16 protein-coding genes are annotated in these 15,258 nt (G+C 32.6%); 3 read left to right on the top strand and 13 right to left on the bottom strand.

The genetic code is table 11. From position 1 onward, the window contains the following. Positions 1–52 precede the first annotated feature (52 nt). The 7 genes from GJV76_RS14000 to GJV76_RS13970 all read right to left on the bottom strand — a co-directional run bounded on the left by GJV76_RS14000 (position 53) and on the right by GJV76_RS13970 (position 7,108). On the bottom strand, positions 53–691 hold the full coding sequence (locus tag GJV76_RS14000; RefSeq protein WP_155093225.1) for a DEAD/DEAH box helicase: 639 nt from the start codon (positions 689–691) through the stop codon (positions 53–55). A gap of 2 nt (positions 692–693) precedes the next feature. After that, on the bottom strand, positions 694–1,866 hold the full coding sequence (locus GJV76_RS13995; protein WP_155093224.1) for a sigma-54-dependent transcriptional regulator: 1,173 nt from the start codon (positions 1,864–1,866) through the stop codon (positions 694–696). 23 nt (positions 1,867–1,889) lie between these two features. Next, a complete protein-coding gene (locus tag GJV76_RS13990; protein ID WP_155093223.1) occupies positions 1,890–3,200 on the bottom strand; it encodes an ABC transporter permease in 1,311 nt (436 codons plus the stop codon). A 1-nt stretch (position 3,201) separates the two neighbouring features. Beyond that, on the bottom strand, positions 3,202–4,122 hold the full coding sequence (locus GJV76_RS13985; protein ID WP_155093222.1) for an ABC transporter ATP-binding protein: 921 nt from the start codon (positions 4,120–4,122) through the stop codon (positions 3,202–3,204). A 186-nt stretch (positions 4,123–4,308) separates the two neighbouring features. Next, a complete protein-coding gene (gene dnaJ / locus GJV76_RS13980; RefSeq protein WP_155093221.1) occupies positions 4,309–5,442 on the bottom strand; it encodes a molecular chaperone DnaJ in 1,134 nt (377 codons plus the stop codon). Positions 5,443–5,479: 37 nt separating this feature from the next. Next, complete coding sequence (locus tag GJV76_RS13975; RefSeq protein ID WP_155093220.1) at positions 5,480–6,019, bottom strand: nucleotide exchange factor GrpE; 540 nt, start codon at positions 6,017–6,019, stop codon at positions 5,480–5,482. A 171-nt stretch (positions 6,020–6,190) separates the two neighbouring features. Next, positions 6,191–7,108 (bottom strand): TIGR01777 family oxidoreductase, encoded by a 918-nt coding sequence (locus GJV76_RS13970; protein ID WP_155093219.1) that lies wholly within the window; start codon positions 7,106–7,108, stop codon positions 6,191–6,193. Between the two features lie 241 nt (positions 7,109–7,349). Between GJV76_RS13970 and GJV76_RS13965 the strand changes: the two genes are divergently transcribed. Then, positions 7,350–7,691, top strand: coding sequence for a PadR family transcriptional regulator (locus GJV76_RS13965; protein ID WP_155093218.1), 342 nt, complete (start codon positions 7,350–7,352; stop codon positions 7,689–7,691). After that, positions 7,684–9,189 carry a PspC domain-containing protein gene (locus GJV76_RS13960; RefSeq protein WP_155093217.1) on the top strand — a complete coding sequence of 502 codons (1,506 nt, stop codon included), beginning with the start codon at positions 7,684–7,686 and terminating at the stop codon, positions 9,187–9,189. The genes GJV76_RS13965 and GJV76_RS13960 overlap by 8 nt, the downstream gene beginning before the upstream one ends. 195 nt (positions 9,190–9,384) lie before the next feature. On the opposite strand, the gene GJV76_RS13955 is transcribed toward GJV76_RS13960, so the two are convergent. Both GJV76_RS13955 and GJV76_RS13950 read right to left on the bottom strand, forming a co-directional pair. Next, on the bottom strand, positions 9,385–10,086 hold the full coding sequence (locus tag GJV76_RS13955) for an OmpA family protein (RefSeq protein WP_155093216.1): 702 nt from the start codon (positions 10,084–10,086) through the stop codon (positions 9,385–9,387). Positions 10,087–10,097: 11 nt separating this feature from the next. Next, a complete protein-coding gene (locus GJV76_RS13950; protein WP_155093215.1) occupies positions 10,098–10,556 on the bottom strand; it encodes a lipocalin family protein in 459 nt (152 codons plus the stop codon). A 161-nt stretch (positions 10,557–10,717) separates the two neighbouring features. Between GJV76_RS13950 and htpG the strand changes: the two genes are divergently transcribed. Next, a complete protein-coding gene (gene htpG, locus GJV76_RS13945; RefSeq protein ID WP_155093214.1) occupies positions 10,718–12,574 on the top strand; it encodes a molecular chaperone HtpG in 1,857 nt (618 codons plus the stop codon). 134 nt (positions 12,575–12,708) lie between these two features. Here the strand turns inward: htpG and GJV76_RS13940 are convergent, their stop codons facing one another. The 4 genes from GJV76_RS13940 to GJV76_RS13925 form a co-directional block, all read right to left on the bottom strand. Next, the gene (locus GJV76_RS13940) at positions 12,709–13,371 is read right to left on the bottom strand and encodes an SMI1/KNR4 family protein (RefSeq protein ID WP_208103219.1); all 663 of its coding nucleotides are present in this window, start codon (positions 13,369–13,371) and stop codon (positions 12,709–12,711) included. Further along, entirely contained in the window at positions 13,371–13,814 is a 444-nt protein-coding gene (locus GJV76_RS13935) for a YrhA family protein (RefSeq protein WP_155093213.1), read from the bottom strand. The genes GJV76_RS13940 and GJV76_RS13935 overlap by 1 nt, the downstream gene beginning before the upstream one ends. A 288-nt stretch (positions 13,815–14,102) precedes the next feature. Then, entirely contained in the window at positions 14,103–14,468 is a 366-nt protein-coding gene (locus tag GJV76_RS13930; RefSeq protein WP_155093212.1) for a hypothetical protein, read from the bottom strand. Positions 14,469–14,665: 197 nt separating this feature from the next. Beyond that, a complete protein-coding gene (locus GJV76_RS13925) occupies positions 14,666–15,205 on the bottom strand; it encodes a hypothetical protein (RefSeq protein ID WP_155093211.1) in 540 nt (179 codons plus the stop codon). Positions 15,206–15,258: the final 53 nt, after the last annotated feature.

Below are 15,258 nucleotides of genomic sequence, written 5' to 3'. Positions count from 1 at the left end.
AATACAAAAGAGGGTGACCTTTTGGGACACCCTCTTTTACTTTATATTTTATTTAATCTTCATCCTCCTCATGGAAATCTAACCATTCCATATCTTCACTCATTGTTTTGTCCAAGAACATATCCATTACTTCTTCTACATAGTCTTTTGCAAAATACACTCTCTGCGTTTTTCCGATACTTTCTGAAAGTCTATATAATTTAGGTTCTAAGCGATTTCTCAACTGTACATCTAAATCGTCAATGATATACATCTTTAACTGATTTACATCAAAGCCTGCACTACTAAACATTTCATTCAATCTATTGGCCGTCCCGATCAAGATATCATTACCCAATGACAATTGATTCTTATCATCATCCATATCCGTGTGATCATGCGTACCAAAAATGCGCAACCCAGTATATTTGCTATAAAGTTCAAATAACTCTATCAAGCGCTCTACTTCCTTTTTATCTTTTACAACAATGAGTACACGTGTGGCAATTTCACCTTCGACAGGAGCTTCACATCGTTGGATAGCAGCCATAATCATAGCTGTTGTTTTACCTTGTTCTTCTGGTGCAAGAATAACAATATCTTGCCCACTCTTTATCTTACCAAAAGTCGCCTTTTGCATTTCTGTCGGGACTTCTAAACCATTGCTTAAAAGGTTCTCTTGTAAGGTAATATTAATCTTTTTTAATTTCATAATTATTTATTCGCAAATAACTCAACATCCTCTTTAGAAACTTCTTTTCCTCCTAAAATAATGAGTCTTTCTACTACGTTTCTCAATTCTCTAATATTTCCAGTCCAATCGTATTCTTGCAACAATTGTACAGCTTCTTTAGAAAAAGCCTTGGGAACAGTACCTTGTTCAGTCGCAATTTGTTTGACGAAATGCTCTAAAAGCATTGGAATATCATCTCTACGATCATTTAATGCAGGAACCTCTATCAAAATAACAGCCAAACGGTGATACAAATCTTCTCTAAAACGCCCCTCAGCTATCTCTTTCTTTAGATCTTTATTAGTAGCTGCTAAAACACGGACATCAACTTTTACATCCTTATCAGCACCTACGCGTGTGATTATATTCTCTTGCAAGGCTCTCAGTACCTTAGCTTGAGCAGATAAACTCATATCTCCAATTTCATCTAAGAAAATAGTTCCGTGATTTGCAAGTTCGAACTTTCCTGGACGATCTTTCACAGCTGAAGTAAAAGCGCCTTTTACGTGTCCAAATAACTCACTCTCTATTAATTCTGATGGAATAGCTGCACAATTTACTTCAATCAAAGGATTAGCTGCTCGGCTACTTTGCAAATGCAGTTGATGTGCTACTAACTCTTTACCTGTACCATTAGGTCCTGTTATTAAAACTCGTGCTTCTGTAGGAGCCACCTTTTCAATCATACTTTTAATGCGATTAATTGGCTCGCTATCACCGATCATTTCATACTTCTTGTTTACTTTTTTCTTCAAAATAGTATTTTCAACAACAAGCTTACTTGTATCTAATGCATTTCGCACAGTGGTAAGTAATCGGTTCAAATCAGGTGGTTTTGATATATAGTCAAAAGCACCTAAACGCATCGTGTTCACAGCAGTTTCAAGATCTCCATGACCCGAAATCATAACGAAGATAGTTTCTGGTTTAATTTTCTTCGATTCTACCAATAATTCTTCACCATCCATTTTCGGCATCTTAATGTCGCTAATAACAAGATCGTAATCTTCTGCTTTTATCTTTTCTAATCCCTGTTCCCCATCTTCAGCGACTTCAACTTGATAACTTGTTGACTCCTCCTCTAAAATCTTTTGTAATACTCTTCTAATTGCACTTTCATCTTCTACAATTAAAATCTTTGATACTTTTGTCATACTTAAATATTAGGAGTTCCTTTTTAATACCTCAGCCATTTGTAAAGTTCCTTCCAAGACGGACGTTTTCCATACATCAATATACCAATACGGTATATCTTAGCTGCTAGCCAAACTACAAGTATAAATGTAGCAAATAATATAAAAATAGACAATAAAACTTCCCATACAGGCACCCCAAATGGAATGCGCATAAGCATCACAATTGGAGAGGTAAATGGTATCATTGAAAACACCGTTGCAATTGAACCGTGTGGGTCTTTTATAACTGTAAAAAAGCCTATATATACACCCAACATAAGGGGCAATAAGATCGGAAACAAAAACTGTTGAGTATCTGTTTCATTGTCCACAGCTGCACCAATTGCAGCATATAGTGAACTATACAGAAAATAACCTCCTATGAAAAATACTAAGAAATACACAAACATTGAAATTAATGGTAGACTTAGTATTTCGTGTACGTAATTTTGAATATCAGTAAGTAATTCGGGAGAGAACATTCCAGCAGTTTCAACTACTTCAACAGTAGTCATTCCAGGTGTACCATTTATCCCTAAAAAGAAACTACTACCCATTAAAAGAAAAGCACCTACAATACCCCATATTATAAATTGAAGTATCCCCGCCATAGATGTACCAATTATTTTGCCCATCATTAACTGAAAAGGCTTAACAGAAGAAATAATAATCTCAATAATTCGATTTGTTTTTTCTTCTATGACAGAACGCATTACCATATTCCCATAAATGATAATAAACATCATAATGAAATAACCAAATGCTCCACCAATAATGATCTTTATCTCATTTAATCCTCTAACAGTTTCTTCTCCTGTGGCTTTTGTTAGTTTTAAATTTACCTTAGACTGAGCCTCATCTATAATTTCTGTATTAATTCCTTTATTCTGTAGGTTGATATGGGTGATCTTGTCAGCTATCAACAACTCTACTTTACTAATAAAACTAAGGCTTGGGCTATCATTTGAAATGTAAATAATATTCTTTTCATAGTCACTTACATTCACTTGAGCAGGAATATATATTAACCCTTCGTATTTTTCTGCGGCGACGCTATCTTTTAAGATACCTACATCGATTGCAGACAAATCTTGATAAACAAACGCATCATTACTCTTAAACTGCTTGATAAACAAACCACTCTCATCGTGAATAGCGATTTGTTTTGCATCCCCTTTCATAGAGGCTAAATAGGCTACAAATACCATTAGCGCAACAAAGAATAGTGGACTTAAGAATGTCATTACTATAAAAGACTTATTTCTAACTTTCGCCAGAAACTCTCTTTTTATTATTAAGGGTAGTATATTCATTTTATTTACTTACAGTTTGAATAAAAATATCATTAACAGTTGGCAACTTTTCGACAAAATGAGTCACTTGTCCATTTTCAGTTAGGATATGAAGAAGTTCATTTGGCATTGCATTACCTAAATCAATCTCCAATTGTAGCTCATTGTTCAACGACTTAAACTCTGTACTAGTCATTTTAAACTTCTCAGACAGTTTCAACATGAGGCGTTCAACATTATCAGATAAAATTCCTACTTGATACAAATGTGTTCTAAACTCTTTCTTTACATCAATCAACTTACCTTCTATCAACTTATTTGACTTATTGATTAAGGCAATATAGTCGCACATCTCCTCTACACTTTCCATACGGTGAGTAGAAAAAATAACAGTAGTACCTTTCTTTTTTAATTCTAATATTTCATCTTTAATGATATTAGCATTAACAGGATCAAACCCAGAAAAAGGCTCATCTAAAATAAGTAATTTAGGATTGTGAAGAACAGTTACTACAAACTGTATTTTCTGAGCCATCCCCTTTGAGAGTTCTTGTATTTTCTTATTCCACCATTCTTCAATCCCAAGTTTTTCAAACCAATATTGCAACTGTCTTTTTGCTTCTTGTTTCGATAATCCTTTTAATTGTGCAAGGTACATTGCTTGTTCTCCAACTTTCATTGTTTTATAGAGTCCTCTCTCTTCTGGCATATAGCCAATATCTTTAATATGAGTTGGATTCAGAAGCTGACCATCCAAAAGGATTTGTCCACTATCGGGATAAGTGATTTGGTTAATAATACGAATTAGCGAGGTTTTACCAGCTCCATTAGGCCCAAGCAATCCGTAAATTGTTCCTTGAGGCACAGAAAGAGATACATGGTTTAGAGCTACTTTATCAGAATATTTTTTAACAACGTCTTTTACTTCTAATATAGGTTGCATACTTAAGGTCTATTATTTTGTGTAAAAATACTTTTTTATTTTCAATTATATAGAAGCATTCTACATTTTAGTAAGGGTATAAAAAAACCCAACCTTATTTGGAAAAATAAGGTTGGGAAAAATTGCTATGAAAAAGAAAATCCACTGTTTAATAAGTGTACGTCAAAAGTATAATTAATTTTCCAATTAAGAAAACATTTCTCTAACTTTTTCAAAAAAAGATTTGTCATTTTTTGACGGAGTAGGTTTGAAGTTCTCGTCTTCTAACATATTTTCGAAAAATTCTTTCTGTTCTTTTGACATTTTTTTAGGAGTCCACACATTTACATGTACTAATAAATCACCATTGCCATAACTGTTAACAGATGGCAATCCTTTGCCTTTTAGACGCAAGATTTTACCTGATTGAATACCTTCTTCAAGTTTAATTCTCACTCGTCCTGTTACAGTCTCAATTTCTTTTGATCCTCCTAAAGCAGCTTCTGCGAAGCTAATATATAAATCATAGTGAAGATTATCCCCTTCACGCTGTAATGTATCGTGCTCTAATTCTTCGATAACTACTAATAAATCTCCAGCTACACTATTCTTTCCTGGTGCCTCATTACCTTTACCAGAAACCTTTAACTGCATTCCATCAGCCACACCCGCAGGTATTTTGATTGATACTGTTTCCTCTTGTAAAATTAATCCATCTGCATCTGCACCTGCTGGTTTATGATCCATTACTTGCCCACTTCCATGACATGTATCACAAGGAGCTGAAGTTTGCATACGCCCAAGCATAGTATTCATAATCTTAACAACTTGCCCTGCACCATTACAAGTTGGACAAGTTTTATAAGTTACTCCATCTGCTTGTACTTTACGCTTAACTTTGATCTTCTTCTCTACGCCATTTGCGATATCTTCAAGAGTCAATTTCACTTTAATACGCAAACTTGTACCCTTCACGCGTCTTTGACCAGAGTTTCCTCCGAAGCCGCCAAAACCGCCGAAGCCACCTCCACCACCGAAAGCACTTCCAAATATATCACCGAATTGGCTAAAGATATCATCCATATTCATATGGCTACCTCCACCAAAACCGCCTGCACCATCAAATGCTGCATGTCCATATTGATCATATCGAGCTTTTTTATCTGGATCGCTCAATACTTCATAAGCCTCTGCTGCCTCTTTAAACTTTTCTTCAGCTTGCTTATCATCTGGATTCTTATCAGGGTGAAACTCAATAGCCTTTTTACGATATGCCTTTTTAATGGTATTCGCATCTGCACTTTTATCTATCCCTAATATTTCGTAATAATCCTTTTTCATTTTAGTATATTTCTTTTATTTATAATTTAAGTGATTACTATTGCCCAATAACTACTTTTGGGAATCGTATAATTTTATCACCTAACTTATACCCTCTTTCTAAAACATCGACAATCTTCCCTTTCATGTCATCTCCAGCTGGTATTTGTGTTACTGCTTCAGAAATATCAGAATTAAAATCGTCTCCTTTATTCACTTCTACAATTTCTAAACCTTTACTTGCCAAAGTGTCACTCAGTTTCGTAGATATTAATCTCACTCCAGTCAAATGGTCACTTTCTCCGTGTTTTTCCAATTCTGCAATAGCGCGCTCAAAATCATCCAAAACTGGCATCATTGCAAGCATAACTTCCTCGCTGGCTGTCTTATAAAGTTCCACACGTTCTCTTGTTGTTCGCTTTTTATAATTTTCGAACTCGGCAAAAAGTCGCATAAACTTGTCCTTTTCTTCTGCCAGTTTTATATTTAACTGTTCTTCAACACTTAATGTATCTTCCACTATCGTATTTTCAGTATTCTCAACGTTCTCTTGAATTACTTCGTTCTCAGCATTAATGTCTTTATTTTCAGTACTCATATCTAGAATTGTTATTTTAATAATAGTTTTACCTATAGTCCATTATCAAATCCTTTGCCAACTGATTATTGCTGTCACAATGACATATTTTGAATGAAAATAAATTATAATTACTACTAGTTCTTTACACCTTATTAGAGCAAATTACAATGTCTTAAACAGTGCTTACAACTACCGTTTAGCTACTTGCAGTAAATCTACAAGTGCCTCTTGTAATTCGGGAAACTGAAAAACAAATCCCTTAGATACTACTTTTGCACAACTAACATCTTGACCTTCTAAAACTAAACACGCTTTTTGTCCTAATACCAGTTTTAATGCCCAGCTTGGTACACTTGGCAACCAAAGCTTATAGCCTAATACATTAGCTAATGTGTTAGTAAATACTTTATTTGTTTCTGATTTAGGAGCTACTGCGTTAAATATCCCCTCCTCTTTATTCTCCAACAAAAACATATACATGCTAATTAAATCATCAATGTGAATCCATGAGTATATTTGATTTCCTGTACCTAATACTGATCCAACATGGTATTTTATTGGAGCAATCATTTTCGGCAATGCTCCTTCTTCTTTGTCTAACACTAACCCGGTACGCAGCATGGTTACATCAATCCCCAACTTTTCTATTTCTCCGTTTGCAACCTCCCATTGATTAACCACTTTTCCCAAAAAATTAGTTGCTTTCACATAGTTATCTTCCTCTTGTTTATTATCTCCATTCCTATATATACCAATAGCTGAAGCAGCAATAAAATGCTTAACTTGATGATCTATAGATGACAACACACGCATTAACAATTTTGATCCATCAACTCTACTACTCAAGATTTGCTCTTTTCCTTTCTTTGACCAACTGCCTCCAATATTACTCCCTGCTAAGTGAATAATAACATCTACATCTTCAAATGCTTTGCGATCAATTTCCTGCTTCGCTATATCCCAATAATAACCTTCTGCTCCCATAAAAACACCTGAAACCATATTTTTAGAAGAAGTTAAGTACACCACCTGATAATCGCAATCAAGCAATCTTGAAACCAACTTTTTTCCAATAAAACCTGTTGCACCTGTTACAAGAACTTTCATATTATCCGTTTTATATATTATTATAATGATTTAGTAAATATATTCTATAATGGAACAATACCTCTATATAAATGTAAAAAAAGCCTAAAAAACATCTTAATCAACTCCAATAAAGACACTTACATAAATCCCAACTCAAATCTTAAGGTTAAAATAATGTTAATTTACAGTACTATGCTATACAAAGTACCTTCTTTTAGATATATCTTTGCATAAGAAACATGAAGCCAATATAAAACTTATGAATATTGAAAATACCAAAGCCCAAATGCGAAAAGGTATTTTAGAATTTTGCATCCTGTCTATTCTAAAAGAGAGAGATTGCTACACCTCTGAAATACTCGATGAGCTTAAAAGCGTAAAACTCGTAGTGGTAGAAGGAACAGTATATCCATTACTAACGCGGTTAAAAAATGACGATTACTTAGCCTATCGATGGGAAGAATCGAATTCAGGACCACCACGAAAATATTACAACTTAACTGAAAAGGGAACAGGTTTCCTTGAAGAATTATCTAAAACCTGGGAAGAACTTGCAAATGCTGTTTATAAAATAACATCTAAAGCCTCTAACAATGAATAAGACATTAACTATAAATATCGCTGGATTAGTATTTCACATAGATGAAAATGCCTATCAAAAACTTGATTCTTACTTGAAAGCCATCAAAAATTCATTGTTAAAAGAAGAACAAGATGAAATAATTCACGACATAGAAATTAGAATTGCCGAATTATTCTCAGAAAACATCAGTGACAAAAACCAAGTAATCACGATTGCCGATGTAGATACAGTCATTAATATAATGGGGAAACCTGAAGATTATAACTATGGTGAAGAAGAAACAACATCTGAAAATCACTATACATTCACAACTTCAAAAAAACTATATAGAGATAGCAAGAAAGGGATTCTTGGCGGAGTACTTGCAGGTCTATCCCATTACCTAAGAATTGATCTTTTGTGGTTGAGAATTATCTTCTTGATTCTAGTTCTTTTTTATGGAACAGGAATACTTCTTTATTTCATTTTTTGGATTGTAGTACCAAAAGCAAAAACGACATCGCAGATATTAGAAATGGAAAGAGAGCCCATCAATATCAATACGATAGAGAAAAAAGTAAAAGACAATATCAACTACGTAGCAAATAAAATCAGCGAAGTTGATTACGATAAGATCAAGACAGAAACTGAAAAAGTAGGACAAAAAAGCGCGAAATGGTTTAAAAACCTTTTTGGTGTATTCATAATCGCGTTAAGTAGTACCATTCTCTTTGCAATTATTGTAGCTGGAATAACCACTTATGTCAATAAAGAAACAATCATTAGAGAGGGAATAGCTAATCATATTCCCTTTTTTAATGATGCCATGTTTTCATTTACCTTGAGTACTTTGTTAGTTTTCATGATTGCAGCCTTACCTTTTATAGGACTATTACTCATAGGACTTAGATTAATATATACAAACATTAGATATGTCTTCGCAACCCTATTGGGACTATTCATTGTTTGGCTTATTGCTATAGTTGCCTTTGCCTTGCCATTTTTAAAAATGGAGAATTACAATTCCTATTATACAAGCGAAAAAACTGCTCAGATTGCAGAAGTAAGTAACAAAATTAATATCGATTTTCCACAAACAGAAGTCTTAAATATTACATTAGTTAAACCAAGTTTCTTTGAGTCAGACAATGCTGAGATAATACAGCATTTAAGTGAAAAGAATATAGTGCAAGTTCCTATTACTTTTGAAATAATCCCATCTTTTCAGGAATATATTTATATAAAAATAGAAGGAGATTTTTCAAAAACTGTATCTACAAAAAACAAAACGTTAGTGAATACACCAGAAATAGAACAAATTCAAACCAAGAAAATACAAGACAACCTTATTATTTCTGACACTTACCTATCAGATGAGTCAAAGCAGTTAAAACTATACATCTATCTACCCATAGGAAAAAGTGTCTATATAGACAATAAAACAAGAGAACTATTAGGCAATGAAAAAGAGTTATTCAAGCCTAATCACATCTACCAAATGAAAGAAAATAAAGTAATGGAATGCATTGACTGCTAATCCACTGATTCAAAATTCACAGTAATTAGCAGAGCCCTCTGCCAAAAGTGAACAATCTGTGTAGTTAAAAATCGTGAAATAGCTCTATGACTGGCAAAAAAAACAAGATAGATAAAATAGCGTATCAACTGACCTGAATAAAAAAAGCTGTTCTAAAAATAGAACAGCTTTTATATTTTAGCTTATATGACTAAATTAATAAGTTCCTGATTGATTTTGAGCATCTTGAATCATCTTCTCATTTGCGCGAATACCAAACTCCACACGTCTATTCTGAGCTCTGCCAGATTCTGTATCATTTGAAGCTATAGGATCTGCAATTCCAAGACCATCAGTCTTAACACGCGATGCAGCGATACCCTTTTGCACTAAGTATTGCTTAACAGATGCTGCTCTCTTTTTTGACAAACTAAGGTTGTATTCTTCTCTACCTGTATTATCAGTATATCCGTAAATATCAATATAAGTATCAGGCTCATCCTTAAACACAATAATTAACTTGTCCAGGTTAGTCTTAGCTTTATCCGTTAAAGTAGCTTGGTTTAATGCAAAGTTCACAGAGTTTTCACCTAAGATTAATTTGATACCTTCACCTACGCGTTCAACTTGTGCGCCTGGTACAGTTTCTTCAATCTTGCGTGCTTGTCTATCCATATTATTTCCAATAACACCACCAGCAGCCCCTCCAATAACACCTCCAAGTACAGCACCTAAAGCACCGTTACCTCCTTTACCAAGGTTATTTCCAAGGATACCACCGATAATAGCACCACCTGCAGCACCAATAGCAGCACCTCTTTGTGTGTTATTAGAATTTTTTACAGAGTCACAACTTGTAAAGCCGATAGAAGTAGCAAGTAGCAAACTTGCCAAAGAATATGTTGCAATTTTTCTCATACCTATTACTATTAATTTCTAACAAATTTATACGTTACATCATACGTTTGTCCTCCTGCATAAAACTTATCCACTAATTCAAAAGAAGCAGCAGTTTGGTTTTTAACTTGCATAGAATAACCTGTAGTTACGTGTTTTGCTTTTACGCCTTCATCAATAAATTTGAATTCGAACTTACCTGCTGGAGATATAGTCCATTTAAAATCACTTTCAAAACTTGGACAACTTCCCCCTTTTGTCAAAGAGATATGGCCTGTATTATTATTTGATACAAACTTCCATTGACTACCAACAAAACAATCTGCATCAGCAATATTGAATGAATTTACTTTTACAAATTCACCACCAATTCGATTAACCTTTACAAGAGTCCATTCTCCTTTCAATCCAACTTGAGATTTAGAATCCATAGTCGGTTTACAAGAAACTACAGCTAAAGCAATAGCTCCCAAATAAAGTGCTTTTTTCATATCATTTTATTTTTTTCAAATTTTTCAATCACAAATTTACAAATAATCAAATAACAACAGACACATCTCTGCCAAATTGACACATTAATTTCCTTTGGTATCTTTTTTGTCTTTTGTACAAGCAAAATACGAACATTATATAACATATTAAATATAATATTATGACATCTGGAAAAATTAACGTTACCGTGGAAAATATTTTCCCACTTATCAAAAAGTTCTTGTATAGCGATCATGAAATTTTTTTAAGAGAGTTAATTTCTAATGCGACCGACGCGACATTAAAACTAAAACATTTAACTACAATAGGAGAAACTAATGTAGAATATGGTAATCCTATTATCGAAGTTAAAATAGATAAAGAAAATAAAAAACTTCATATTATCGACCAAGGACTGGGAATGACTAAAGATGAAGTAGAAAAATACATTAACCAAGTTGCTTTCTCTGGTGCAGAGGAATTCTTAGAAAAATATAAAGACTCAGCAAAAGATACAGGAATCATTGGCCATTTCGGTTTAGGGTTCTACTCTGCTTTTATGGTTGCTGATAAAGTAGAAATATTTACTAAATCATTTAAAGATGAGCCTGCTGCACATTGGACTTGTGATGGTAGCCCAGAGTACACTTTAGAAGCATGCGACAAAACTGAAAGAGGTACAGAAATTGTATTACACATCGCAGAAGACTCTCTTGATTTCTTAGAGGACTATAAAATCCGTGAATTATTAGTAAAATACAATAAATTCATGCCTGTGCCTATTAAGTTCGGTACGCATGAAGAAGGTGAAGGAGAGGATAAAGTAGAAGTAGATACTATTATCAATAATCCTAATCCAGCTTGGACAAAACAACCTTCTGATTTAAGTGATGAAGATTATAAAAACTTCTACCGAGAGTTGTATCCTACACAATTCGAAGATCCTTTATTCAACATCCACTTAAACGTAGATTATCCATTTAACTTAACAGGTATTTTATACTTCCCTAAGTTAAGTGCTGATCTTCAAATGCAAAAAGACAAGATTCAATTATATCAAAATCAAGTATTCGTAACAGATAACGTAGAAGGCATAGTTCCAGACTTCCTGACTATGTTAAAAGGAGTAATCGACTCTCCAGATATTCCACTGAACGTATCTCGTTCTTACCTTCAGGCAGATGGTAATGTGAAAAAGATTTCTAACTATATCACTCGTAAAGTAGCGGATAAATTAAAATCGTTATTTAACGAAAACAGAGAGGATTTCGAAAGTAAATGGAATGATATCAAAATCGTACTAGAATACGGTATGCTTTCTGAAGAGAAGTTCTACGAAAAAGCGGGAGCATTCATGCTTTATCCAACAGTAGATGACAAATTCTATACATTAGAAGAATTAAAAGAAGCTACTAAAGACAACCAAACGGATAAAGATGGCAATTTAGTAATCCTTTATGCATCCAACAAAGATGCTCAACATAGCTATATTGCTGCAGCGAAAGACAAAGGATATCAAGTATTACTATTAGACTCTCCTATCGTTTCTCACTTAATTCAAAAATTAGAAAGTGACAACGAAAAAATGACTTTCGTGCGTGTAGATTCTGACCACATCAATAACTTGATTAAGAAAGAAGATACTGAGATTTCTAAATTATCTGAAGATGAACAAAAATCATTACAAGAAATTGTAGAGAATATCGTACCTAAGGATAAATATACTGTAAAGCTTGAAGCTTTAGATAGCACAGCAGAACCGTTTATTATTACTCAACCTGAGTTCATGCGTCGTATGAAAGAAATGAGCCAGTCTGGCGGTGGAGGTATGTTCGGAATGGGTAATTTTCCAGAAATGTATAACCTTGTGGTAAACACCAACTCTCCACTTGCAACTAATATCATTGGTAATACGGATGAAACAACCAGAACAGAAAGTATCAAACAAGCGATGGACCTTGCCAAACTATCTCAAGGTTTATTAAAAGGGGAAGAACTTACTGCTTTCGTAAAAAGAAATTTCAACAATCTGAAATAAACAATAATACTTCCATAGAAGCCCATAACATTACTGTTATGGGCTTTTTTTGTTTTATAATGATACAACAAATGAATTAACAACTGTCCGATTTTTAGGGAAGTCTACACAGCCTTTTAGTGATAAACATAAACTTAGTTTGTTAGACCTATCTCAATCCATGCATCTAAGAAACTCCAAAAATCAATATCATACTTTGGTTCCTTATTAGTCCACCAAATAAGATACTTTGCTTCATCAACACTCTTTTCTATATCAACACATAGGTATCCTGCTCCTGCATTGTGAAATAAGTAATATGTTTTACTCAAATCAATATCTAATGTTTTAATTTCTTCTAAGATTCCCCACTCAGATTCATCTAGAAACTCTATCTTATCTAGAGGGAGAAAACCTAAACCACCACTTAAACTTTCATACCAACCATTATGTACATTCATATAATAAGCCCTAATATCTTCAGGTAGATTTTTCAAAAAGTCACTCTCCGTTATTGGCTCATTACCTTCATAAATCAGTACTTCATTGTTAATTTCAAAAACGTATACTATTTTAAACTTATTCAAATGTTGCACAATAAAAACATCTTTTAAACTGTTTTCAAGTAATGTATATGTTCTAGTAAGCTTTTCTTTATATATTAACCAATACTTTAATACTATTTCTTTTCGGTTAACAAACTCATTAGTTTTTAAAAGTTCATTCCATAAAGAATGTTCGAATACTCCTTTATAATTTTCCCCTAGAATAGTAGCATTCTTTAATCCATTTTCTATTAAAATCTTATTTAAATCCATTATTTCTTATTTAAAAAACAATCANCGTCTGTTGTTTCTAATAACACTTCATCAAAGTTATCTCTTGGTCGAAAGCTAAATACTTTTGTCTCTATTTCTTGTACGAATAAGTAAAGGTCACTATCCGCATAAAAGATAAACTTTGCAAAATCTTCATCAGTGTGCCAATTTAAGTTGGAATCTATGATTCCGCTTAAAAAAACATCATCATATCCAATTATTAGAGCTGTTTCTGAGCCATACAAGAATACCCCGTTTTCATTAAACCCATTGGTTATTTGTAAAATATTCTTATAGATTTCGGATAAGTTAACACTAAATTGTTCAGTAAATAGTTTGTCTAATTCACCTAACTGTTTATTAGATACAAATGGTTGAATAACTTCATTATACTCACTCTTAACCTTTACAAGATCATTGATTAATTCATTAATTTGTTTCATGTTACTTTATTTTAAGGATAAACATTCCTTTTCATTATGTATCAACTAACTGTTTTACTTTCCCCTGCAGACATTCCTTTTTTATCCTATTTTCACAGACCTTACACCATAAGTATGGATATAAAATTATGTTTTTTTTGAAGGTTATTAATTCTGTTTAAAATAAAAGCCCAAAATTATAATCTTCAGAATCTATGTATCAAATGGGTTAATCATCCTATTAAATTCCTCTTCAAATGATAAAATAACATTAATATTACATACAAGTTTAAATTCATAAAGATTATTTTAATTATTCATTGTCATCAAATTATATATAGCTTCACTTTTATAACCTCCTTTTTCAGGAAGTTTATCCTCAAAATCACAACAAGCTATAGCACAAATATTGTTTGACCAATACTTTTCTAATAACAGTGTGCTATTATATATATCATCTAAAGAATAGTCAGTTTCCTTATAGTAGGCTAAAACAATAGTAAAGTATAAGAATCCATCTGGGAAAATTTGTTTTTTCACACTATCCCTATCTGAATTTAATTCTATCAATAGATCAAAATCTACATTTCTTCTTAAATTTACTTCTGAAACTAAATATTCTACTTTATTTATATCACTACAGTTGATATAAATTTCTATTATCAATTTATCCATGTTTAAACTATTGGGGTAAAAAATAGAATGTAATATGTTTCTGCTCCATTTTTTGTTTGATGAAAACAAAATTAGAAGCTAAATCATTTTTTAAAAACATTATTCAATTAGAATAGTATTTATTTGTCTTCTAATCTCATCATATTTACTATATTAAGTAAGTTATTAATATGTATAAAGATGTTTGTCCTAAAATATTAAATATTATAAGGAGGTTTTAAATAAGGATTATCTCTTTTAAACTCATATTCTACCAATTCCTTATCAGACAGTTCTAACAACATTCTTATATACTTCGGTAGTCTTTCATAAGACATATTAGTTAATATTTTGTCTCCTTCAGGTATTTTGTCCCCTTTAGTTACATCGTAGTAATTTTTTTGAATATCGATTATTTCTTTATTTCTATTTACATCTAAGCTTTTTATATAACTATTATTATAGACTATACTTACTGAAGTAAGGTATCCCTTCTGGAATTCCTTAGTTATTCCAAACATAACATTCCCTCTACATTCATTAATCTGTATCGGTTCTCCATCTTCATTATAGATATGTTCTAAACCATTTTTTAAACCATCTATAAATTCTGCTTCACTTTCTATCTTACCTTGCCATTTATTATATATTACTCCCGTATAAGGCTTCGTTAATTCTGGGTCTAAATAGTATGTTACTATCCCATTTACATCATTCTCTACATAAAATGAATCATCTATATCTTCTAATCTCATCATATTTACTATATTATTTCATTGTTGTCCGATAAAAAGAGTAGTTTTTTCAGACT

The sequence above is a fragment of the Myroides albus genome (assembly GCF_009711045.1).
GTDB classification, from domain to species: Bacteria; Bacteroidota; Bacteroidia; order Flavobacteriales; family Flavobacteriaceae; genus Flavobacterium; species Flavobacterium album_A.
This window is presented reverse-complemented; position numbering and strand designations above follow the sequence as displayed.

What these genes read in the sequence shown, in the direction of transcription:
- GJV76_RS13970 (WP_155093219.1), bottom strand. Translation starts at nt 7,108, where the DNA reads ATGAAAGTTCTTGTAACAGGTGCAACAGGTTTTATTGGAAAAAAGTTG.
- GJV76_RS13965 (WP_155093218.1), top strand. Translation starts at nt 7,350, where the DNA reads ATGAATATTGAAAATACCAAAGCCCAAATGCGAAAAGGTATTTTAGAA.
- GJV76_RS14000 (WP_155093225.1), bottom strand. Translation starts at nt 691, where the DNA reads ATGAAATTAAAAAAGATTAATATTACCTTACAAGAGAACCTTTTAAGC.
- GJV76_RS13995 (WP_155093224.1), bottom strand. Translation starts at nt 1,866, where the DNA reads ATGACAAAAGTATCAAAGATTTTAATTGTAGAAGATGAAAGTGCAATT.
- GJV76_RS13940 (WP_208103219.1), bottom strand. Translation starts at nt 13,371, where the DNA reads ATGGATTTAAATAAGATTTTAATAGAAAATGGATTAAAGAATGCTACT.
- GJV76_RS13930 (WP_155093212.1), bottom strand. Translation starts at nt 14,468, where the DNA reads ATGGATAAATTGATAATAGAAATTTATATCAACTGTAGTGATATAAAT.
- GJV76_RS13955 (WP_155093216.1), bottom strand. Translation starts at nt 10,086, where the DNA reads ATGAGAAAAATTGCAACATATTCTTTGGCAAGTTTGCTACTTGCTACT.
- GJV76_RS13925 (WP_155093211.1), bottom strand. Translation starts at nt 15,205, where the DNA reads ATGATGAGATTAGAAGATATAGATGATTCATTTTATGTAGAGAATGAT.
- GJV76_RS13950 (WP_155093215.1), bottom strand. Translation starts at nt 10,556, where the DNA reads ATGAAAAAAGCACTTTATTTGGGAGCTATTGCTTTAGCTGTAGTTTCT.
- GJV76_RS13985 (WP_155093222.1), bottom strand. Translation starts at nt 4,122, where the DNA reads ATGCAACCTATATTAGAAGTAAAAGACGTTGTTAAAAAATATTCTGAT.
- GJV76_RS13975 (WP_155093220.1), bottom strand. Translation starts at nt 6,019, where the DNA reads ATGAGTACTGAAAATAAAGACATTAATGCTGAGAACGAAGTAATTCAA.
- GJV76_RS13960 (WP_155093217.1), top strand. Translation starts at nt 7,684, where the DNA reads ATGAATAAGACATTAACTATAAATATCGCTGGATTAGTATTTCACATA.
- GJV76_RS13990 (WP_155093223.1), bottom strand. Translation starts at nt 3,200, where the DNA reads ATGAATATACTACCCTTAATAATAAAAAGAGAGTTTCTGGCGAAAGTT.
- htpG (WP_155093214.1), top strand. Translation starts at nt 10,718, where the DNA reads ATGACATCTGGAAAAATTAACGTTACCGTGGAAAATATTTTCCCACTT.
- dnaJ (WP_155093221.1), bottom strand. Translation starts at nt 5,442, where the DNA reads ATGAAAAAGGATTATTACGAAATATTAGGGATAGATAAAAGTGCAGAT.